A 20719-nucleotide genomic window follows, 5' to 3' on the forward strand; every position below is an offset into this window, starting at 1 on the left:
AAAAAAACGGATTATTCGGCTTTCGCGGCAATCGCGTTGCGCTCAACTTCCACTTCGATTTTCGCACCTTGACCGATGTCGACAGTGTAGAATTGCTCGCCGACTTTGGTCACGCGGCCTTTGAAACCTGCCGCCAAAACGACCTTATCGCCGACTTTCAAAGCGGCCAACATCGCTTGGTGCGCTTTGAATTTCTTTTGTTGAGGACGCATAATCAGGAAGTAAAACACCACCATGATCAGCACTAAAGGGGCAAATTGAGCCACTGCTTGATTCATAATATATCCGTTCTTTCAAGTTTTAGATTAAGTAAAAAACTGCACACTGCAATCAAACACATTGGTTGGACTGCAAAATTGAGCTATTCTAAAGGCCGTCTGAAAAATTTCCAAGTATTTCCGTATTTATTAACCATATTTAGCAGTCTTTACGACTTGTCCGACACATACTGTTCCATGTTCAAAAAAATCCTTTGGCGCATCAGCACCCGCCTGCGCCGTTTGTTTGGCAAAAACGCCCGCACCGTATGGATTTCGCATCCGATATTCCTACAGCACCAGCCGGGGCCCAACCATCCCGACAGGCCCGAACGCATCAGCGCCATTCAAACCGCCTTAAAACAAGAAGGCATTTGGCGTCGCCTGCAAACCGCCGAAGCACCGGAAATCAAAGATGCGCAGCTGGCATTGGTCCACTCACGCAACTATCTGCACGAGTTGGAAGCCGCCCAGCCGCTCCCCGGTAAAATCCACCGCATCGACGACGATACCGTCATCTGCCACGACTCCCTCCAAGCTGCCCGTTTTGCGGCCGGCGCCGTCGTCAAGGCAGTCGATATGGTGATGAACAAAAAGGCCTGGCATGCTTTTTGCGCCATCCGCCCGCCAGGCCACCATGCCCACAGCAACAGCGCCGGCGGCTTTTGCCTGATCAACAACGTTGCCGCCGGCGTGATGCACGCCATTGCCCAATACCGCCTGCAACGCATCGCCGTCATCGATTTTGACGTCCACTTCGGCGACGGTACGGCGGAGATTCTCCAAGACGATCCGCGCGTGATGTTTTTCAACCTGTTTGAAACCGACATCTTCCCCTTCCCTCAGGCGGAACAATACGCCGGCAATAAAAATATGCTGCATACGCCCCTCAAACCGGGCACAGGCAGCCGTATCTTCCGCACGACCATCCGCGAACAATGGCTGCCCAAGCTCACGGTCTTCCGCCCCGAGTTGGTGTTGCTTTCGGCCGGTTTTGACGGGCACAAACAAGACGAAACAGGCCGTCTGAACCTGCATGAAGCCGACTTTGCCTGGCTGACGCACAAAATCGTCCAAGCAACGGCAAGCTGTCAGGGACGCGTCGTTTCCGTACTGGAAGGCGGCTATACCTTGGAATCCATGTCCAAATCCGCCGCCGCCCACATCCGTGTATTGGCGGGCTTGAGCAAGGCCGATTACGTCGTCGCCTACCAAAAGCATCTGAAGCGCGGCAAAAGTAACAATCCTACTCAATAGCGCATTTAAACTATCGATCTCAGGCCGTCTGGAAATATATTATCCGTTTCAGACGGCCTTTTCTTCATTTACAAACTTTAATTTGAGCAAAGACAAACCATTTCCATATTATCAGTAGTAAAATAACAAACATAAAACATATCAATAAAAATACTTCACACGCCACACTGCTTCCCTTTCCCTAATTGACCGTCTTTTTCAGACGGCCTCCACTTTAAAAAAGGAGCGTTACAATGAAAGCAGCACGTTTTTACAACAAAGGCGACATCCGCATCGAAGACATTCCCGAGCCAACCGTCGCTCCGGGTACTGTCGGTATCAATGTTGCTTGGTGCGGTATCTGCGGTACCGACCTGCACGAATTCATGGAAGGCCCGATTTTCATTCCGCCTTGCGGCCACCCACACCCAATCTCCGGCGAGTCTGCGCCAGTTACCATGGGTCACGAGTTCTCCGGCGTGGTTTATGCCGTAGGCGAAGGCGTGGACGACATCAAAGTCGGCCAACACGTTGTTGTCGAACCCTACATCATCCGCGACGACGTACCGACCGGCGAAGGCAGCAACTACCACCTCTCCAAAGACATGAACTTCATCGGCTTGGGCGGCTGCGGTGGCGGCTTGTCTGAAAAAATCGCCGTCAAACGCCGTTGGGTACACCCTATTTCCGACAAAATCCCATTGGACCAAGCTGCTTTGATTGAGCCTCTGTCTGTCGGCCACCATGCTTATGTACGCAGTGGCGCGAAAGAAGGCGACGTCGCATTGGTCGGCGGTGCAGGCCCAATCGGTTTGCTGTTGGCTGCCGTACTGAAAGCCAAAGGCATCAAAGTCATCATCACCGAATTGAGCAAAGCACGTAAAGACAAAGCACGCGAAGCCGGTGTGGCCGACTACATCCTCGACCCGTCCGAAGTCGACGTCGTTGAAGAAGTGAAAAAACTGACCAACGGCGAAGGCGTAGATGTCGCATTCGAATGCACCAGCGTGAACAAAGTGCTGGACACCATGGTCGAAGCCTGCCGTCCGACTGCAAAAGTCGTCATCGTATCCATTTGGAGCCACCCCGCTACCATCAACGTCCACAGCGTCGTGATGAAAGAGCTGGACGTGCGCGGCACCATCGCCTACTGCAACGACCACGCCGAAACCATCAAATTGGTTGAAGAAGGCAAAATCAACCTTGAGCCTTTCATCACCCAACGCATTAAACTGGACGAATTGATTTCCGAAGGCTTTGAGCGTCTGATCCACAACAACGAATCCGCAGTAAAAATCATTGTCAATCCTAATCTTTAATCCTAAGGCTTAAAGAATAAACAGGCCGTCTGAAACTTTTCAGACGGCCTGTTTACTTGATAATTTCCCGAATGGCCCAATCCTCTGCCAACCATTCACTTATCAAGAGCAAAATCTCATGAATCCAAAATACGCCCCACTCTTTCAAACATACACCCTCAATAACGGCGTAACCATCAAAAACCGCCTTGCCGTCGCCCCCATGACCCATTTCGGCTCACAAGCCGACGGTTTGATCAGCGACCAAGAGCGCACCTTCCTCAGCAACCGCGCAGGCGATATGGGCATGTTTATCACGGCCGCCACTTTGGTTCAAAAAGACGGCAAAGCCTTTCACGGCCAACCTGAAGCCACAGGCGAGCACTGCCTCGACAGCCTGAAAGAAACCGCACAAATCCTGCAACGACAAGGCGCAAAAGCGATTTTGCAAATCCATCACGGCGGTTCCAAAGCCATTGATGACCTTTTGGACGGTCTCGACAAAATCAGCGCTTCCGCCAACGAAGCCGAACACGCACGCGAAGCGACCGCAGAAGAAGTCGAAGCACTCATCGCCTCTTATGCGCAAGCCGCCGATTTGGCGCTTCGTGCCGGTTTTGACGGCGTGGAAATCCACGGCGCGAACGGCTATTTAATCCAACAGTTTTACTCTGCCCAAAGCAACCGCCGCAACGACCAATGGGGCGGCAGCTTGGAAAACAGAATGCGCTTCCCTCTGGCCGTTGTCGATGCCGTGGTTGCCGTCCGTGAAAAACACCAGCGCGACGATTTCATTATCGGCTACCGCTTCTCCCCCGAAGAGCCTGGCGACGACGGCTTAACCATGACCGAAACCGGCGCACTGATTGACGCATTGGTACAAAAACCGCTGCAATATCTGCACGTTTCCCTGTGGGAATTTGATAAAAAAATCCGTCGCGGCGGCGATACCGCCCAAACCCGTATGCAGTTTATCCACGAACGCATCAACGGCAAACTGCCGCTTATCGGCGTGGGCAACCTGTTTACCGCCGATCAAATTTTGGCCGCCTATGAAACCGGTTGGGCAGAATTTATCGCATTGGGCAAAACTGTAATGATTAATCCGCACATCGCCACGCAAATCCGTGAAGGCCGCGAAGCTGAAATCGAAACGCAACTCGACCCGACGCGCGCCGACCATTACGGCCTCCCCGACACCTTGTGGGGATTTGCCTCCAGCGGTACGCAATCATGGCTGCCGCCGGTAAAAGGCGCAGAATGGAAACCGATGGATATTTAATCATCGATTCATAAACAAAGGCCGTCTGAAACTTTTCAGACGGCCTTTGGTTTGGTGCAAACATTGAATTATCAAGCATTTTTTTGTACAATTCCGCATCTTTCAATCTATTGCAGGGCGTGTCGCACACGCCCTTATTTTAGCCTGTTTTCCAACACCCATATCCTTCAGGCCGTCTGAAAAAGCGGCCTGAAACTTTTTGCAAAGAAAACCATGTCCCAAGAAATCCTCGACCAAGTGCGCCGCCGCCGCACGTTTGCCATCATCTCCCACCCTGACGCGGGTAAAACCACGCTGACCGAAAAACTGCTGCTGTTTTCAGGTGCGATTCAGAGCGCAGGTACGGTAAAAGGCAAGAAAACCGGCAAATTTGCTACTTCCGACTGGATGGAAATCGAGAAGCAGCGCGGCATTTCCGTGGCATCCAGCGTGATGCAGTTCGACTATAAAGACCACACCGTCAACCTCTTGGACACGCCGGGACACCAAGACTTTTCCGAAGACACCTACCGCGTTTTGACCGCCGTGGACAGCGCCTTGATGGTCATCGACGCGGCAAAAGGTGTGGAAGCGCAAACCATCAAACTCTTGAACGTCTGCCGCCTGCGCAACACGCCGATTGTGACGTTCATGAACAAATACGACCGCGAAGTGCGCGACTCTTTGGAATTGCTGGACGAAGTGGAAAACATCCTGCAAATCCGCTGCGCGCCCGTCACCTGGCCGATCGGTATGGGCAAAAACTTCAAAGGCGTGTACCACATCCTGAACGATGAAATCTATCTCTTCGACGCAGGTGGTGAGCGCCTGCCGCATGAGTTCGACATCATCAAAGGCATCGACAATCCCGAATTGGAACAACGCTTTCCGCTGGAAATCCAACAGTTGCGCGACGAAATCGAATTGGTGCAGGCGGCTTCCAACGAATTTAGTCTCGACGAATTCCTCGCCGGCGAACTCACACCCGTGTTCTTCGGCTCGGCGATTAACAACTTCGGTATTCAAGAAATCCTCAATTCATTGATTGAATGGGCGCCCGCACCGAAACCGCGCGATGCGACCGTACGCATGGTCGAGCCGGACGAGCCGAAATTCTCCGGATTTATCTTTAAAATCCAAGCCAATATGGACCCGAAACACCGCGACCGTATCGCCTTCTTGCGCGTCTGCTCCGGCAAATTCGAGCGCGGCATGAAGATAAAACATCTGCGCATCAACCGCGAAATCGCCGCCTCCAGCGTGGTTACATTCATGTCGCACGACCGCGAGCTGGTGGAAGAAGCCTACGCGGGCGACATCATCGGCATCCCGAACCACGGCAACATCCAAATCGGCGACAGCTTCTCCGAAGGCGAACAACTGGCGTTCACCGGCATTCCCTTCTTCGCGCCCGAACTGTTCCGCAGCGTCCGTATCAAAAATCCGCTGAAAATCAAGCAACTGCAAAAAGGTTTGCAACAGCTTGGCGAAGAAGGCGCGGTACAGGTTTTCAAACCGATGAGCGGCGCGGATTTGATTTTGGGCGCGGTCGGCGTGTTGCAGTTTGAAGTCGTTACCTCGCGGCTGGCCAACGAATACGGCGTAGAAGCCGTGTTCGACAACGCATCCATCTGGTCGGCGCGCTGGGTATCGTGCGAAGACAAGAAAAAGCTGGCGGAGTTTGAAAAAGCCAACGCAGGCAATCTGGCCATCGACGCAGGCGGCAACCTCGCCTACCTCGCCCCTAACCGCGTCAACTTAAATCTGACGCAGGAACGCTGGCCGGACATCGTGTTCCACGAAACGCGCGAGCATTCGGTTAAACTGTAAAATGCAAAGGCCGTCTGAAACTTTCAAACGGCCTTTTTTTCATTCGATATCAACCCAATAAATCCCAAGCAAACTTTCCAATGGTCAGGCACAGCAGCAACATAAATCCGTAACGCAGCTCAAATATTGTCTTATTTTAGCTTTTAGCACCTTACCAAACATTTTCGGAATAAATGTTGACTTTAACCTTAGGTCAAAGTTTATATTTTGTGCTCCTTCAGTTATCACATAGGCGAAAAACATGAAAAAACTTATGACTTTTATCACACTTAGCGCTGTTGCAATTTCAAATTATGCCCAAGCTAATGAACAACCGCATCAAGCACACATGAATATGCCAATGTCGACAGATTCTGCAATGCAACAAGAATTAATGCAAGGTATGAATCAAATGAATCAAGACATGATGGCAGCTGCGCAATATAAAGATCCTGATGTTGCTTTTGCAGCAGGTATGTTGCCACACCATATTGGCGCAGTAAAAATGGCGGAAGTTGAATTAAAATACGGAAAGGATCCTGAGATGCGTAAGCTTGCTGAGGATATTATTAACGCACAACAAGCGGAAATTGAACAAATGCAAAAATGGCTTAAAGCACACAACAAAAAAAGCTCCGTAAAATGATCTGACCCCAAAAGTTAGACTGATTTAGTTCAAGGACTGAGTTCTGTAATTCACAGAGCTCAGTCCTTTTAGTTTCCCCTGAATGCGCTCATGGTTGTAATAATGAATGTACTCATGAATCGTTTTTTCCAGTTGTTAGAACGTCTCAAATCATTTACCGTAATAACATTCCATTTTTAATCGTCCAATTGATGACCTTTGACGAAGCGTTCGCCGCTAAAAAATCATAGCCGTAAAAGCGGACGAATACAAAAGCCAACAAGCTGCCCGTTCCCGGCCCGAACACGCCGTCGTAAAACCCGATTAATGCACCGAAAAATAAGCCCCATAAAGTTTCGCGACGCGTCAGCTTTTCAGTGCGCACCGTCTGCCCCAAGTCTTTTTTCAAAAAAGTGTACAGACACATGGCAATCATGATGACCAACATTGCCGGTTTCATGTATTGCACGGGGAAATACACCACCGTTTTCGCGCCCAAATATGAAGCGACAAACGCCAACGCCGCGGCAGGCAGCAGCATTTTCCACGGCACGGGGATTCGGCGCAGATATTGCCCCGTCGCAGTCAGCGTGCCGCAGCAAGAAGCGAATTTATTGACACCCATCACCGAGGCCACAGGCGTAGCGTTTGGCAATAGGTTGAACAATCCGGGAATCTGCAACAGCCCGCCGCCGCCAACCGCCGCGTCCATCAACCCGGCGGCAAAACCGACCAACACCAGATAATAAAAAAACGAATCTGCAAGCATAATTTCCATCTCTAAAAAGCAAAGCGATTTTGCGCGTGTTTGCCCAACCTGACAACCTACAAGGCCGTCTGAAAACAAGAAGCCGACATCCTGTTTTCAGACGGCCTTTCTTTTTAAATTCAGCCACTAATAAGATTGCAGCTTGAAAATTTTTCCATTAAAATGCCGCCCCCTGTCTTTCCCAAACACAACATATTATGGAACATTCTACCCCGACCAAACACACGCCCCGCGACCGAATGGGCATCTTCGCGCATTTCATCTTCGCCAGCCGCTGGTTGCAACTGCCGATTTATCTGGGCTTGATTGTCGCCCAAGGCATTTACGCCTACAAATTCCTCAAATCCTTATGGCATTTGGTCACCAATCTCGGCATCATGGATGAAAACACCATCATGATGGCCGTGTTAAACCTGATTGACGTTGTGATGATTGCCAATCTGCTGACCATGGTCATTATCGGCGGCTACGAAACCTTCGTTTCCCGCCTCCACGTTAACGAACACCCCGACCAGCCCGAATGGCTCAGCCATGTTAACGCATCGGTTTTGAAGGTTAAGCTGTCGATGTCCATCATCAGCATTTCCTCCATCCATCTGCTGCAAACCTTCCTCAACGCCGCCAACCTGACCGAAAAACAAATCATGTGGCAGTGCATTACCCACATCTGCTTCCTGATTTCCGCCCTCGCCATGGCGTTAACGGACAAAATCGTGTACGGCACGACACATAAAGCGCATTGATTTTAAAAACAATCAAAAGGCCGTCTGAAATGTTTCAGACGGCCTTTTGATTGTTTGGCAATGTTTACCGGCTTATTGCTGACGCTTGTCCCACCAGGCAAACAAATTGCCCAAAATCGTTCCCGATACGGAGTGCCAAACGCAGGCAACGGCGGCGGCAACGGCAGACTCGGCATTGCCGGGGAAAAATTTGGCGCTCAAACCGGTGGCAAGTCCGGCATTTTGTACGCCGACTTCGATGGCAAGGGTGCGTTTTTTAGCAGTATTCATGCCGGTTAACGCGCCGCTGTAATAGCCAAGGATATAGCCGCCGATGTTGTGTGCGGCGATGGCGAGTATCATGACCAAGGCGGATTCGGCGAAGCGGTGGCCGTGGACGGCCGCAACGCCGCCGACAATACACGCGAATGCAGCAACGGCAACAGCCGGCATAATCGCGCGCACGTCTTCAAACCAGTGTTTTTTGTGCAGCAAAATATTGGCCACCGAACCAATGACAACAGGCAAAAGCGTTACAAGCAGCATAAATTTGAACATGCCCCAGCCGTCCATTTCGACGGTTTGTCCAACCAAATAAGTCATCCACAGCGGCGTCATCACAGGCGCGAGGACGGTGGAAACCGTGGTCATGCCGACTGAAAAAGCAACATCGCCTTTAGCCAAAAAACTCATGATATTGGACGAAACGCCGCCCGGGCAGGTACCGACCAAAACCAAACCCAGCGTCAATCCGGGCGAAAGATTGAAGGCTTTGGCAATACCGATGGCGAGCAGGGGCATAATCGTGTATTGGGCGATTGCGCCGATAAAAATATCGAGTGGACGCTGCGCCAGAATTTGATAATCCTCCTTACCCAAAGTCATGCCCATGCCGAGCATGATGATGCCGAGTACGACGACTTGCGTATCGCCTTTCACCCACGAAAAAGTGGCAGGTTCGATAAAGGCGATAATGGAGGCAAGAATGATGATCAGGGCGGTGAAGCGGGTCATTTGCCGACTGACTGCGGTTAGAAAGTTCATGTTTTTACTCCTTTGTATGTTCTTATCATGACAATAATTGCCATAATTTAACACATGTTAACTCTTGTGTGCAATTACAGTCACGAAACAGGAAATCCGCCATCCAATAATGTTTAAAAACACACCACAACGATTCCACCCAATATCAACACAAAGGCCGTCTGAAACTTTTCAGACGGCCTTGATTTATCTGGTAGTTATCGATTTATTCGATATTTTGAACCTGTTCGCGCATTTGCTCGATCAAAACTTTCAGTTCAACCGACGCTTGCGTGCATTCGGCGGCAATAGCTTTGCTGCCCAATGTGTTGGCCTCGCGGTTTAACTCTTGCATCAAGAAATCTAAGCGTTTGCCTGCGCTGCCCTTGCCTTCGGTAACGATGCGGCGCACTTCGGCGATATGGGTGCGCAAACGGCTGAATTCCTCATCAACGTCAGATTTCTGGATGAACAAAGCAAATTCCTGTTGCAGGCGGTCGTTGTCGATATTGTCGACGGCTTCTGACAAACGGGCTTTGACTTTGTCCATATGCGCCTGCAAAAGGCTTGGGAACAGCTCATTCAAAGCATCCACAATCTCTTCCATAGCGGTCAGACGTTGCAGCAAATGTTCGCCCAGTTTTTTGCCCTCGCGTTTGCGGGCGGCTGTAAACTCTTTCAACGCGCTGGTCAATAAATCTTTGACACCTTTCGCCAAAGCCTCGGAGTCTTCGCCCTGACCTGCCAAAACGCCGGGGAAACGCAAAACATCGGCCACGCTCAGCTTACCGAAATTGTGTTCCTTGCGCCATTCTTTGTTCAAATGCGCCAGTTGGGCAACCAAATCCTGATTGACCTCCAAAGTCTGTCCGCCCGAAGAGGCATCCTGCAGCTGGATGCGGCATTCCAATTTACCGCGCGCCACGGCCGCGGCAATCTGTTCGCGCAACGCGCCTTCCAAATAGCGCAACTCTTCCGGCATACGGAATTGGACATCCAAATAACGATGATTGACCGCGCGGATTTCCAAATTAATCCGCTTGCCGCCGCATTCGCCTGCGGCATTGGCAAAGCCGGTCATGCTGTGGATTTGAATATTTCGTCTTGTAGCCATGGTTTTACTCCGTTTCCAAATACGAGTGAAAGTACGGATACTATAACACACCCGACCGACGATTTTCAGACGGCCTTTGCCGCCAAATTCCTCTATAATTCAAGGCAACCTGTTTTTTATTTCCCCAAAGGACCATCATGAGCGACTACACACGCACCGGCCGCGCCGCCGACAGCCTGCGCAATATCAAAATTACCCCAAACTTTCTTCCCCACGCCGACGGCTCCTGCCTCATCGAGTGCGGCAACACCAAAGTAATTTGCACCGCCTCCATCGACGAAAATGTTCCACCGTTCCTGCGCGGTAAAGAGCAAGGCTGGGTAACGGCCGAATACGGTATGCTGCCTGCTTCCACTGCCTCCCGTATGCGCCGCGAGGCCGCCGCAGGCAAACAGTCCGGCCGCACACAAGAAATCCAACGCCTGATCGGCCGCTCGCTGCGCGCCGTCGTCGATATGGAAAAACTCGGCGAACGCCAAATCCTGATTGACTGCGACGTCATCCAAGCCGACGGCGGCACGCGTACCGCCTCCATTACCGGCGCCTACGTTGCCCTGCAAATCGCCGTGGACAAACTCCTTTCAGACGGCCTCATCAGCGAAAACCCCATCCGCGAAGCCGTTGCCGCCGTTTCCGCCGGCGTGGTGGGCGGCGTACCGCTTTTGGACTTAGACTATCCCGAAGATTCAGGCTGCGACAGCGACGTCAACATCATCATGACCGCATCCGGCAAAATCATCGAAATCCAAGGTACGGCCGAAGGCGCACCGTTCAGCATCGAAGAATTGGGCAAACTCATCGCCCTCGCGCATAAAGGCATTGTCGAATTGGTCCAACACCAAAAGGCCGTCCTTTTGTCCCGATAAGCAGCAAGGCCGTCTGAAAAATTTCAGACGGCCTTTTTTAACCCCGTCCATTTATGCGCATTTACTCAAAAAAGCGCGGCCCATCCTTGAATTTCATGTAAAAAATAGTAATAATAACCCTTTTTCCAGCAAACCAAGCTGCCCGACAAACCCCACAAGAAAGCACGAAACATGGCGTTAATCGTACATAAATACGGCGGCACATCAGTAGGCTCGCCCGAACGCATCAAAAACGTAGCCAAACGTGTCGCCAAAGCCCGCGCCGAAGGACACGACATCGTAGTCGTCGTATCCGCCATGAGCGGCGAAACCAACCGACTGGTCGCCCTGGCGCACGAAATGCAAGAACATCCCGATCCGCGCGAGCTGGACGTCGTCCTTGCCACCGGCGAACAAGTAACCATCGGCCTGCTGGCCATGGCCCTGAAAGACATCGGCGTTGACGCCAAGAGCTACACCGGCTGGCAGGTTGCCCTCAAAACCGACACTTCCCACACCAAAGCCCGCATCGAAAGCATCGACGACGAAAGAATGCGTGCCGACCTCGCCGAGGGCAAAGTCGTTATCGTAGCCGGTTTCCAAGGCATCAGCAGCGAAGGCAATATCTCAACCCTCGGCCGCGGCGGCTCCGATACCTCCGCCGTTGCACTTGCCGCAGCCCTCAAAGCCGATGAATGCCAAATTTATACCGACGTAGACGGCGTTTACACAACCGATCCGCGCGTCGTACCCGAAGCACGCCGCATGGACACGATCACATTCGAAGAAATGATCGAATTGGCCAGCCTCGGCTCAAAAGTTTTACAAATCCGCTCCGTAGAATTCGCCGGAAAATACAAAGTGCGCCTGCGCGTACTCAGCAGCCTGCAAGAAGGCGGCGACGGCACCCTGATTACCTTTGAAGAGGACGACAACATGGAAAGAGCAGCCGTAACCGGTATCGCATTCGACAAAAACCAAGCCCGTATCAACGTACGCGGCGTACCCGACAAACCCGGCGTTGCCTACCAAATCCTCGGCGCAGTTGCCGATGCCAACATCGAAGTCGACATGATCATCCAAAATGTCGGCAGCGAAGGCACAACCGATTTCTCCTTCACCGTACCGCGCAGCGACTACAAACAAACCATCGAAATCCTGCAACAACGTCAAGACAGCATCGGCGCAGCCTACATCGACGGCGACGACACCGTATGCAAAGTCTCCGCAGTCGGCTTGGGCATGCGTTCACACGTCGGCGTAGCCGCCAAAATCTTCCGCACCCTCGCAGAAGAAGGCATCAACATCCAAATGATTTCAACTTCCGAAATCAAAGTATCCGTCCTGATTGACGAAAAATACATGGAACTGGCCACCCGCGTTCTGCATAAAGCATTCGACTTGGGCAACTAATTCCAGCCTGTTAAAAGGCCGTCTGAAACTTTATTGTTTCAGACGGCCTTTTGATTAAAACTTTGCTGTTTTAATCCTCAATCCTTCCCTTCTCTCGAAAAATGCTCAATCTCAAATCCGCTCTGACGATAAGCTCGGAAACGGTCTCGGGCTTCGACCAAATCTTCTAAGCTATTTCCCACAATTTCAAGGATACGGTTTGGAATGGCCGGGGCTTGGCTCCAGAAATCGGCAGACAGGTTTAAAACCGTGCAATCCTGCGGAATATTCGGCAATGCATTTCCAAATGCAAGCAATACCGGCGTTTCAGACGGCATGGGGTCGGTAGGCAGCCATACCTCATGCGGAATAAAGCTTTCGGGAATCTGCTGCCACAAATCAACGTCTAGTTGCTGCACTGCCGCAGCAGAATCCGACCACACCAAAATCTGCCCGCCATCGCGTATGGCGCGCGCAATCAGGCGGTAGGCAAAGGCGGCCGGTCGGGCGACGTGTGTATAAAAAGTGGCTTTAGGCATGGCGTATTCTTTCGTTTAGGCAATGGATCTGCCGTTTTCAGACGGCCTTTTTGGTTTTCAACAATCTCAAGGCATTGCCCAACACCAGCAGCGAGCTGAAACTCATGCCGAGCGCGGCGATCCACGGGGTCACATAACCAAACACGGCCAGCGGAACGGCAACCAGATTGTATGCGCTCGCCCAAGTCAGGTTTTGGCGGATGATTTGATGGGTACGGCGTGCCTGTTCCATCATCACGGGCAAAACGTTCAAATCGTCATTGAGCAAAACCACATCGGCACCATCGCGCGCCACATCGGCACTTGTGGCCACGGCGGCCGACACGTCGGCTTGGGCAAGGACGGGGGCATCGTTGATACCGTCGCCGATCATCATGACTTTACGTCCTTGTTTTTGCAGATTTTCCACATAAGCCAGCTTGTCTTCCGGCGTGGCTTCGGCACGATAGGCATCCAAGCCCAGCTCTTTCGCAACTTGGGCGACGGCAGCCTGTCGGTCGCCGCTTAAAAGGTGCAGACGGATGCCGTGTTGCTTCAGGTTTTGCAGCATTTCAGCGGCGCTGTCTTTGATTTGGTCTTCCAGTAAAAAGGCCGTCTGAAAACCGCTTTGATTGCCCAAGAAAATAATGCCGCCCGTGTGGTCGATATGGGCAAATGTTTCAGGCAGATTTCCGGCAATTTCCGCAACAAACGCCGCTTTGCCCAAAGCCCACACTTGGGTTTCGCCATCCAATTCGATTTGCGCGCTGACACCGTGTCCGATACGGTTGACCCGTTGCTGCACTTTCACATCAAACGCGGATACAGGGCCGTCTGAAAGCGTATGGTTTAAAATGGCACGGGCGATGGGGTGTTCGGATTGCTGCTCCAATGCTTGGGCAACGGCAAGGGCTTGGGCTTCGTTCAGACGGCCTGCGGACAACATCCGGCTGACGGAAAGCTGCCCTTTGGTCAGCGTACCGGTTTTGTCGAACACGACATCGTCAATTTGGGCAAGCGTTTCCAGGCTTTGTTTGCCGCTGATGAGAATGCCGTCTTTGGCCAGCGCACCGGTCGAAGCGGCCAGCGCGGTCGGAGTGGCAAGCGACAAGGCACACGGGCAGGTAATGACCAGCAGGGCGACGGTAATCCACAAGGCAGTATGAGCGTCTGCATACCAAGCCCAGCCGATAAAAACGGGAACCGCAAGCAAGAGTTCGCCAAACACAAAACTGGACGCGTATTTTTCGGCCAACTCGGCGGCACGCGGTTTTTGCGCCAGCGCACGGTCGAGCAGTTTGACGATATGGGACAGGCGCGTGTTGCCGCCGGTATGGTCGGTGCGGATGATTAAAGGGCTGCTGGTGTTGAGCGTGCCGGCGGTTACTTTTTCAGACGGCCTTTTCACGATGGGCAGGCTTTCGCCGGTCAACATGGCTTCGTTGACTTCGCTCTCGCCGGACAAAACCGTACCGTCCACCGGAATGACTTCGCCGGGCTTCACAACAATCGTATCGCCGATATTGAGGCGAACAACTGCTGCTTCCTCGATGGCTTCGCTTTCCGGATAAGACGGCAAACGGTGGCAGAATGCCGGAACCAGTTTGACCAACCGCTCCGCCGCATCGCCTGCTTTGCGTCGGGCAATCTGTTCCATAAAACGCCCACCCAACAGGAAAAACAACAGCATGGCGATGGATTCAAAATACATGCCCTGCCCTGCGTTGGTGACCAGGCTGTAAATACCCGCGATAAAGGTCATCACAATGGCAATGGCAATCGGCGTATCCATGCCGACACGGCGGTTTTTCCAGTCGCGCCATGCGCCGCGGTAAAACGGCAACGCGCTGTAAAACACAACGGGCAACACCATCAAAAAGCCGCCCCAATGCAGGATTTCCAAATAAAGCGGCTCGATGTCGCCGCCGTAAAAATAAGTCGGCAGGGCAAACATCATCGTCTGCATCATGCCCAGACCGGCCACGGCCAATCTGACGATAAACTGCTTGCGCTCTTTCTGCGCCTGCGCTTCGATTTTTTGCGCATCATAAGGCGCGGCGGTATAACCGGTTTGGCGGATTTTCAGCAAAATATCCGACAATTCGATGTGGGCGCTGTCCCACACCACGCGGCAGCGGTGTGTGCTGTAATTCAAATCCACGCGCACTACGCCCTTCATGCGCAGCAACTGCTGCTCAATCAGCCACACACACGCGGCGCAGGTAATGCCGCCCAGCATCAATACCGCCTCGCGTTCATCCCCTACGCCGACCTCGACAAAATCTGCCTGCACTTCGGGCAAATCGTACAGCTTTAATTGCGACAACACTTCCGGCGGCGGCAATTCGGATTTTTCTGCGTCGGCGGTACGCTGTTTGTAATAATTACCCAAACCGGCATCAATAATGCTCTGCGCCACCGCTTGACAGCCTGCGCAGCAGGTTTCGTGTTCTTCGTCTTCAAAACGAACCGTCAGATGCAGATGTTCAGGGACTTCAAGTCCGCAATGGAAACAGTTTTTTTGGGGATGTGTGGGAGATGTCATCATGTGTTCGATTTATTTTTCAGACGGCCTGAAACAACCGTCCCAGGGTGTTACATTTTAGCAAAAAGCATTTTTCCGCCTCTTTTCATTCAATTTTGAATTAACAGGCTGTCGGACTTTATAAAAAATATGGAAAACAAAGTATTGACCGTTTATCAAACGATGAACGGTAATATATAAATACCGTTTGTCTTTAAAAACTTCCGATTATTTTAATGTAAAAATGGAACTTTTTTAAAAATCCCGATACATTCTTTGTTGACCTCAATCCATTTAAGCAGCATACTTTAGGCATTCCGCGAAGACGGAAATCAAAAAAACACACATTTACTTATAAAACTAACTTATTGGGAAACCTCACCATGATTGATCGCCTTATGCCTATTTTTGCCGTTATCGGCATTTTGTCCAGCACCGTATACCTGAGCCTCGCCGCTTGGATGCTTTACGAAAGCGTGTTCAAAAAGAAAAGCCCTCTGTCGGCATAATCCTCAGATTTAGAATTTTACGGTAAGGCCGTCTGAAGATTCAGACGGCCTTGTTTCATTTAAACATCAAGCATTTGGCTGTACGGCCAATTCAATCATCGCTTCGCGCAAACCGTCCAGACCCAAACTTTCGGCAACGGAAATATTCACGCCGACAGCCTGTCCGGAATTGTCGCGCAAAATGCCTGCTTCACGCATACCCGACGACAGCAAATCGATTTTGTTGTACACCACCAATTGCGGAATTTTATGCGCGCCGATTTCTTCCAAGACTTCGTTGACATCATCCATCTGCCGTTCAAAATCGGGATTGGACGCATCAACGACGTGCAGCAGCACATCCGCCATCGCTGTCTCTTCCAAAGTAGCGGAAAACGCCGACACCAGCTTGTGCGGCAAATCGCGGACGAAACCGACAGTATCGGTCAAAATCACGCTCGCCTCATGCGACAGGAAAAGCCTGCGCGCAGTGGTATCCAAAGTGGCGAACAACTGGTCTTTCGCCAATACGTCCGCTTTAGTCAAACGGTTAAACAGGCTGGATTTTCCGGCATTGGTATAGCCGACAATGGCAAAAGTTTTCAGACGGCCGCTCATGCGTGATTTGCGGCGCGTGGCACGTTGTTTTCGGACATCGGTAAGCTGTTTTTTCAATGCCGTAATTTTTTGTCCGATTAAACGGCGGTCGGTTTCCAACTGGGTTTCGCCCGGCCCTTTCAAGCCGATGCCGCCCTTCTGACTTTGCAGGTGTCCATAACCGCGCACCAGCCGTCCGCTCAAGTGGTTCAGCTGGGCCAGCTCCACCTGCAACTTACCTTCCTGCGACTGGGCGCGTTTGGCAAAAATCGCCAAAATCAAACCCACTCTGTCGAGGACGCGGCATTGAAGCTCTTTTTCCAGATTACGCTCTTGTGTCGGCGTGAGTTCGTGGTTGAACACAACCAACCCGACATCATGCTGCTTGACTGCTGCCGCCAATTCTTCCGCCTTGCCCGTACCGACAAACAAAGCCGGATGCGGTTTATCGCGACGCGAAGTTTCGATAGAAACCAAATCGCCGCCGGCCGCGCCCACCAATTCTGCCGCTTCGGCCAAGGCCGTCTGAAAGCCGCGCTCGCGCGTTTCGTTTGCGCCGGAATAGTCCGCCGTCAGCATCACGCCGACCAAGAGGACGCGTTCGGGCTTTTCCAAAGATTTATCGACGGAAAACAGATTGCGCTTGCTCAAAAAATTTCCTTTCAGACGGCCTTATGGCTGGGTCAAAGTCCTGATTAACGGTTTTTCAAAATATCGGCAAAATATTCGGTCACTTCCGCCAAACGTCCGCCCTGCGCGGCATAAGGCTGCATGACGGCCACCAGCTGCTCCAACACTTCGCGCGTTTCGGTTTGCGCATGTTCGCGGTAGAGCCACATATTTTGCATGGTCACCGTGGTCAATGCCTCGCGTACATTCAGCAAGAGCAAGTGGCGGCAAGACTCATAGCCTTGGCGCAAATCGCCGGCCGCATAGGCGGTAACCGACAATTCATAGTCGATGTCCAACTGATAAACATTGTTTTGGACAAAAAGAATATCGTCGTTCGGGAACGGAATGCGTTTCGCCATCAGGCCGATCGCATGGGAAATGCGGTATTTCCCTTCCTGACGCAGCATGGTTTGCGCAAGGTAGAGACACTCGGCACGGCGCGGGTTGTAATCGTAGCCTGCCAGCCAAGTTGCCAAAGCTTCATCGCGTTTGCCCATTAATTTGTAGCACTCGCCCAGCTGTTGGTAAGAAACCGTTACTTCTTCGACCCAACCGCCCAACTCGATGCGTTTTTTAAACCATTCGCTCGCGCGCTCGGGCATATCGGAGTCCCAATAAGAACGCGCCGCATAAAAGGCGTAACGCGGTTTTAGGTCTTCATCTTCGGGGCTGTAAAACGCTTTTTCCAAAGAAACGGCATCAAGCAGGTATTTGTTCGCCATGTTGCTGCGCGCGCCGAAACGGCCGCTGAGGACCATATAGTCGCCATGAAGCGTGGCTTCGCTGGTATCTTGTTTATCGGTTTCGATAAACTCGTGCAACACGCCGCGCCAGTAGAATGTGCCGTCATTGCGCAACAACAGCGGACGGTAATAAATCACGCTGCCCGTAGCATTTCTCATGCGGAGGCGGTAACGGTCGGCGGTCAGCTCGGGCAATTCCAATTTGCCTTCAAAGCGGTCGTCCGCATCAAAAATCAACACGTAATCGGTTTTACCTTTTGCGTGTTTCAAAGCCTGATTGCGGTTGTATGCAAAATTTTGCCAACCATCATGATGAATCTCGCCCGCGACGCCCTTTGCATCGAAAAAGCGGCGGATCACGCCGACGGTATCATCGGTCGAGCCGGTATCGCTGATGACGTAGTAGTCAAGTTTGATGTGGTCGGTGATGTTGGCCAGTGTTTCTTCGATGATTGCCGCTTCGTTTTTGACAATCATATTCAAGCAGATGGTTTGGGACATTTTCAATAGCAATATTGGTTTGGAAAGGTATTATTTTACTTTAGCATTTTGTTTTTTGCACACAAAATACTCAGGCCGTCTGAAGATTGCCTTTCAGACGGCCTGAAGTTGATTTTGCCTTATCTTTTTTCCTGACGGCGTATCAGATACACCGCCAACAGTGCAAACAAAACCGTCGGCAATGCACCCGCCAAAAACGGCGGCACGCCGTACAACTGGCTAGTAAAACCGAAGAGCCGTCCGGCAAAGTGGAACAGCAAACCGAGACAGATACCGCCGAAAAGTTTCAAGCCCATATTGCCGTGGCGCGTGGTTTGAGGGGTAAATGCGAAGGCAACAAGCGCCATCACCCATGCGGCAACGGGATACACCAGCTTGCGCCACCATGCGATGGCATAGACTTGGGTATTTTGGTTGTTTTTTTCCAGATGGTCGATGTAGGTAGTCAATTCGCCGACAGACATTTGGTCGGGCTTGACGAGCAATACGTCCATCAGGTTGCGCTTGACGGAAATCGGCCAGTTTTCCTCTGCGGCAGTAGAAACCTCGACTTTATCTTCGCCCAATATGCTGCGGCGGATGTTTTTCAGCTGCCAACTGCCGTCGGGATTCAAAACGGCGGATTCGGCTTCTGCCGCTTGGGTCAGTTCGTTTTTATCGTTGCGCTGCCAAATTTTGATGCCCAAAAGCGTATGGTCGGGCAACATTTCGCGCACGTTGATGATGCTGTTTTTTTCTTTCAGCCAAAGGCCGGTATTGCCGGTACTGATTTTGCCGTTGATGGCGGCGGCTTTGATGTTTTCGGCTTTTTGACTCAGCGTGGGTGCAACCCATTCGCCAAGCGCAACGGTGGCAATGGCGAAAACCAGTCCGAACTGAGACAGAATCAACAGCAGCTTTTTGGTGCTCATGCCGCTGGCTTTGATAACGGTCAGCTCGCTGCCGGAAGCCAGTTGGCTGAGGGAAATCAGGCCGCCGATCAAAACGGCAAGCGGCATCAATTCATATGCACGCGCAGGCATCTGCATTAAAACATACTGCCCCAATTTTGCGCCGTTATAGCTGCCTTTTCCAAGATCGCCGACTTCGTTGATGATTTCAAAAAAGCTGTACAAAGCGAGGAAGGCAAGAAGGGCGTAAACCGCCATAACCGCCATTTGACGGATGATGTAACGTGAAATCAGGTTCATTTTCCGCCTTTCAATGTCAGACTTTTGGCAACCGCCTGCCAAAAAGGTTGGCTGGGCATACTGCGCACGCGCAGCAGGACAACGGCAATCACGAACATGATGATGTGCATGGGCAGCAGTCCGAGCCAAAAATGGATTTTGCCGTCTTCCACGGCATTGCGCAGAAAGGTCAGCCCGTTTTGGTAAACCAAAAACAAACCGATGGCAATCAGGATATTGTAGGTATGGCCGCTGCGCGGATTGAAATAGGAAAGCGGCACGGCAAGCAGGCACAGCAACAAAACGCTGACGGTCAGCGAAATGCGCCACATCAATTCCGCTTGGTGTTGGGGATTGCTGCTGCCAATCAGTTGGGCGGTCGGAATAGTACGGCGGTGTGAAACAGGGTCGATGAGTTTGGGCGTAGTGCTGATAATCAGGCTGAGGTGTTGGAAAGAAACGCGGTTGTAATCGGCTTTGCCGGGCGTACCGCTGTAACGGTAGCCGTCGCGCAATTCAAGCGTGCGTTTGTTGTCGGTCAGCGAAAAATTGCCCTCTTTGGCAAAAACGATGTTGTCGTTGCCGTTTTTGTCCTGTTCGCGCAGGAACAGGTTTTTCATGATGCCGGATTCGGTATCGAAGGTTTCGACAAAATAAACCCTGCCGTTGCGCTTGCCCAAGTTATTGAACTCGCCGGCTTCCACCAAAGACAATTCCTGCTTCTGCTTGAGGATTTCGGCATATTCGCGGCTGCGCAACTCTGCCCACGGCATCACCCAAAGCTGCATGACGGCAATCAAAATGGCAAACGGCACGGCAAACTGCATAACCGGGCGTATCCATTGTTTCAATGCCAATCCGCAGGAGAGCCAAACCGACATTTCGCTGTCTCGCCAGTAACGGGTCAATACGGTCAACGTACTGATAAATGCGGTCAACACCAGCAAAAGCGGCGTCATGCCGATGACCCAGAAGCCGACCAAGGCCAACACGGCATCGATGGCGACACGCCCGTCGGCTGCACGGCCAAGCAGATTAATGGCCTGCGTGGACACCAATACCGCCAAGAGGACGACAAAGATGCCGACGGCGGTAAAGGAAAGTTCTTTAATAAAGTTTCTTTGGTAAATCATAAGATTGAGCGTGGTCTACGGTT

18 protein-coding genes and 2 pseudogenes are annotated in these 20719 nt (G+C 51.7%); 9 read left to right on the forward strand and 11 right to left on the reverse strand.

The annotated features are described in order from the left end of the window. Positions 1-11: 11 nt before the first annotated feature. Positions 12-278: a preprotein translocase subunit YajC gene (gene yajC / locus ACTHUF_RS03340; protein WP_003675720.1), complete on the reverse strand. Its 267-nt coding sequence runs from the start codon at positions 276-278 to the stop codon at positions 12-14. 177 nt (positions 279-455) lie between these two features. Between yajC and ACTHUF_RS03345 the strand changes: the two genes are divergently transcribed. The 5 genes from ACTHUF_RS03345 to copM all read left to right on the forward strand — a co-directional run bounded on the left by ACTHUF_RS03345 (position 456) and on the right by copM (position 6507). Next, positions 456-1514 carry a histone deacetylase family protein gene (locus ACTHUF_RS03345; RefSeq protein WP_440407052.1) on the forward strand — a complete coding sequence of 353 codons (1059 nt, stop codon included), beginning with the start codon at positions 456-458 and terminating at the stop codon, positions 1512-1514. 233 nt (positions 1515-1747) lie between these two features. Next, positions 1748-2812 (forward strand): 2,3-butanediol dehydrogenase, encoded by a 1065-nt coding sequence (locus ACTHUF_RS03350; protein ID WP_003745670.1) that lies wholly within the window; start codon positions 1748-1750, stop codon positions 2810-2812. A 118-nt stretch (positions 2813-2930) separates the two neighbouring features. Further along, positions 2931-4073, forward strand: coding sequence for an NADH-dependent flavin oxidoreductase (locus ACTHUF_RS03355; protein ID WP_440407054.1), 1143 nt, complete (start codon positions 2931-2933; stop codon positions 4071-4073). 213 nt (positions 4074-4286) lie between these two features. Beyond that, positions 4287-5882, forward strand: a complete 1596-nt coding sequence (locus ACTHUF_RS03360) for a peptide chain release factor 3 (RefSeq protein WP_440407056.1) — start codon at positions 4287-4289, stop codon at positions 5880-5882. A gap of 241 nt (positions 5883-6123) precedes the next feature. Beyond that, positions 6124-6507: a CopM family metallochaperone gene (gene copM / locus ACTHUF_RS03365; protein ID WP_036491551.1), complete on the forward strand. Its 384-nt coding sequence runs from the start codon at positions 6124-6126 to the stop codon at positions 6505-6507. A gap of 24 nt (positions 6508-6531) precedes the next feature. Here the strand turns inward: copM and ACTHUF_RS03370 are convergent. Beyond that, a pseudogene (locus ACTHUF_RS03370) lies at positions 6532-6702 on the reverse strand (IS3 family transposase); the annotation flags it as partial. Next, positions 6689-7255: pseudogene (locus ACTHUF_RS03375) on the reverse strand (sulfite exporter TauE/SafE family protein); the annotation flags it as partial. The pseudogenes ACTHUF_RS03370 and ACTHUF_RS03375, both read right to left, overlap by 14 nt. Before the next feature lie 197 nt (positions 7256-7452). On the opposite strand from ACTHUF_RS03375, the gene ACTHUF_RS03380 reads away from it, so the two are divergent. Beyond that, positions 7453-7998 (forward strand): TIGR00645 family protein, encoded by a 546-nt coding sequence (locus ACTHUF_RS03380; protein ID WP_070823916.1) that lies wholly within the window; start codon positions 7453-7455, stop codon positions 7996-7998. Between the two features lie 72 nt (positions 7999-8070). Here the strand turns inward: ACTHUF_RS03380 and ACTHUF_RS03385 are convergent, their stop codons facing one another. Together ACTHUF_RS03385 and ACTHUF_RS03390 are read right to left on the reverse strand one after the other, a co-directional pair. After that, the gene (locus ACTHUF_RS03385) at positions 8071-9021 is read right to left on the reverse strand and encodes a bile acid:sodium symporter family protein (protein WP_036491547.1); all 951 of its coding nucleotides are present in this window, start codon (positions 9019-9021) and stop codon (positions 8071-8073) included. A gap of 205 nt (positions 9022-9226) precedes the next feature. Continuing rightward, positions 9227-10114, reverse strand: a complete 888-nt coding sequence (locus ACTHUF_RS03390) for a YicC/YloC family endoribonuclease (RefSeq protein ID WP_440407059.1) — start codon at positions 10112-10114, stop codon at positions 9227-9229. A 137-nt stretch (positions 10115-10251) separates the two neighbouring features. Here ACTHUF_RS03390 and rph point away from each other — a divergent pair, with 137 nt between their 5' ends. Both rph and ACTHUF_RS03400 read left to right on the forward strand, forming a co-directional pair. Next, positions 10252-10980, forward strand: coding sequence for a ribonuclease PH (gene rph / locus ACTHUF_RS03395; RefSeq protein WP_440407061.1), 729 nt, complete (start codon positions 10252-10254; stop codon positions 10978-10980). Between the two features lie 171 nt (positions 10981-11151). Beyond that, a complete protein-coding gene (locus ACTHUF_RS03400) occupies positions 11152-12372 on the forward strand; it encodes an aspartate kinase (RefSeq protein WP_296115785.1) in 1221 nt (406 codons plus the stop codon). Between the two features lie 77 nt (positions 12373-12449). Here the strand turns inward: ACTHUF_RS03400 and ACTHUF_RS03405 are convergent, their stop codons facing one another. Both ACTHUF_RS03405 and ACTHUF_RS03410 read right to left on the reverse strand, forming a co-directional pair. Then, positions 12450-12890: a DNA polymerase III subunit chi gene (locus tag ACTHUF_RS03405; RefSeq protein ID WP_440407063.1), complete on the reverse strand. Its 441-nt coding sequence runs from the start codon at positions 12888-12890 to the stop codon at positions 12450-12452. Between the two features lie 37 nt (positions 12891-12927). Then, a complete protein-coding gene (locus ACTHUF_RS03410) occupies positions 12928-15414 on the reverse strand; it encodes a heavy metal translocating P-type ATPase (protein ID WP_440407120.1) in 2487 nt (828 codons plus the stop codon). A gap of 362 nt (positions 15415-15776) precedes the next feature. On the opposite strand from ACTHUF_RS03410, the gene ACTHUF_RS03415 reads away from it, so the two are divergent. After that, positions 15777-15902, forward strand: coding sequence for a hypothetical protein (locus ACTHUF_RS03415; protein WP_003678791.1), 126 nt, complete (start codon positions 15777-15779; stop codon positions 15900-15902). 66 nt (positions 15903-15968) lie between these two features. On the opposite strand, the gene hflX is transcribed toward ACTHUF_RS03415, so the two are convergent. The 4 genes from hflX to lptF all read right to left on the reverse strand — a co-directional run bounded on the left by hflX (position 15969) and on the right by lptF (position 20696). Next, positions 15969-17129: a GTPase HflX gene (gene hflX / locus ACTHUF_RS03420; RefSeq protein ID WP_440407065.1), complete on the reverse strand. Its 1161-nt coding sequence runs from the start codon at positions 17127-17129 to the stop codon at positions 15969-15971. A 44-nt stretch (positions 17130-17173) separates the two neighbouring features. Next, a complete protein-coding gene (locus ACTHUF_RS03425; RefSeq protein WP_440407067.1) occupies positions 17174-18394 on the reverse strand; it encodes a glycosyltransferase in 1221 nt (406 codons plus the stop codon). 119 nt (positions 18395-18513) lie between these two features. Beyond that, positions 18514-19584 carry an LPS export ABC transporter permease LptG gene (gene lptG / locus ACTHUF_RS03430; protein ID WP_315094718.1) on the reverse strand — a complete coding sequence of 357 codons (1071 nt, stop codon included), beginning with the start codon at positions 19582-19584 and terminating at the stop codon, positions 18514-18516. Further along, a complete protein-coding gene (gene lptF, locus ACTHUF_RS03435) occupies positions 19581-20696 on the reverse strand; it encodes an LPS export ABC transporter permease LptF (RefSeq protein WP_003686055.1) in 1116 nt (371 codons plus the stop codon). The genes lptG and lptF overlap by 4 nt, the downstream gene beginning before the upstream one ends. Between the last annotated feature and the right edge of the window lie 23 nt (positions 20697-20719).

The organism is Neisseria sp. P0024.S006 (genome assembly GCF_051956595.1).
Classification (GTDB): Bacteria; Pseudomonadota; Gammaproteobacteria; order Burkholderiales; family Neisseriaceae; genus Neisseria.

Coding starts and splice junctions, on each gene's coding strand:
- yajC (WP_003675720.1), bottom strand. CDS start 278: ATGAATCAAGCAGTGGCTCAATTTGCCCCTTTAGTGCTGATCATGGTG.
- ACTHUF_RS03345 (WP_440407052.1), top strand. CDS start 456: ATGTTCAAAAAAATCCTTTGGCGCATCAGCACCCGCCTGCGCCGTTTG.
- ACTHUF_RS03350 (WP_003745670.1), top strand. CDS start 1,748: ATGAAAGCAGCACGTTTTTACAACAAAGGCGACATCCGCATCGAAGAC.
- ACTHUF_RS03355 (WP_440407054.1), top strand. CDS start 2,931: ATGAATCCAAAATACGCCCCACTCTTTCAAACATACACCCTCAATAAC.
- ACTHUF_RS03360 (WP_440407056.1), top strand. CDS start 4,287: ATGTCCCAAGAAATCCTCGACCAAGTGCGCCGCCGCCGCACGTTTGCC.
- copM (WP_036491551.1), top strand. CDS start 6,124: ATGAAAAAACTTATGACTTTTATCACACTTAGCGCTGTTGCAATTTCA.
- ACTHUF_RS03380 (WP_070823916.1), top strand. CDS start 7,453: ATGGAACATTCTACCCCGACCAAACACACGCCCCGCGACCGAATGGGC.
- ACTHUF_RS03385 (WP_036491547.1), bottom strand. CDS start 9,021: ATGAACTTTCTAACCGCAGTCAGTCGGCAAATGACCCGCTTCACCGCC.
- ACTHUF_RS03390 (WP_440407059.1), bottom strand. CDS start 10,114: ATGGCTACAAGACGAAATATTCAAATCCACAGCATGACCGGCTTTGCC.
- rph (WP_440407061.1), top strand. CDS start 10,252: ATGAGCGACTACACACGCACCGGCCGCGCCGCCGACAGCCTGCGCAAT.
- ACTHUF_RS03400 (WP_296115785.1), top strand. CDS start 11,152: ATGGCGTTAATCGTACATAAATACGGCGGCACATCAGTAGGCTCGCCC.
- ACTHUF_RS03405 (WP_440407063.1), bottom strand. CDS start 12,890: ATGCCTAAAGCCACTTTTTATACACACGTCGCCCGACCGGCCGCCTTT.
- ACTHUF_RS03410 (WP_440407120.1), bottom strand. CDS start 15,414: ATGACATCTCCCACACATCCCCAAAAAAACTGTTTCCATTGCGGACTT.
- ACTHUF_RS03415 (WP_003678791.1), top strand. CDS start 15,777: ATGATTGATCGCCTTATGCCTATTTTTGCCGTTATCGGCATTTTGTCC.
- ACTHUF_RS03425 (WP_440407067.1), bottom strand. CDS start 18,394: ATGTCCCAAACCATCTGCTTGAATATGATTGTCAAAAACGAAGCGGCA.
- lptG (WP_315094718.1), bottom strand. CDS start 19,584: ATGAACCTGATTTCACGTTACATCATCCGTCAAATGGCGGTTATGGCG.
- lptF (WP_003686055.1), bottom strand. CDS start 20,696: ATGATTTACCAAAGAAACTTTATTAAAGAACTTTCCTTTACCGCCGTC.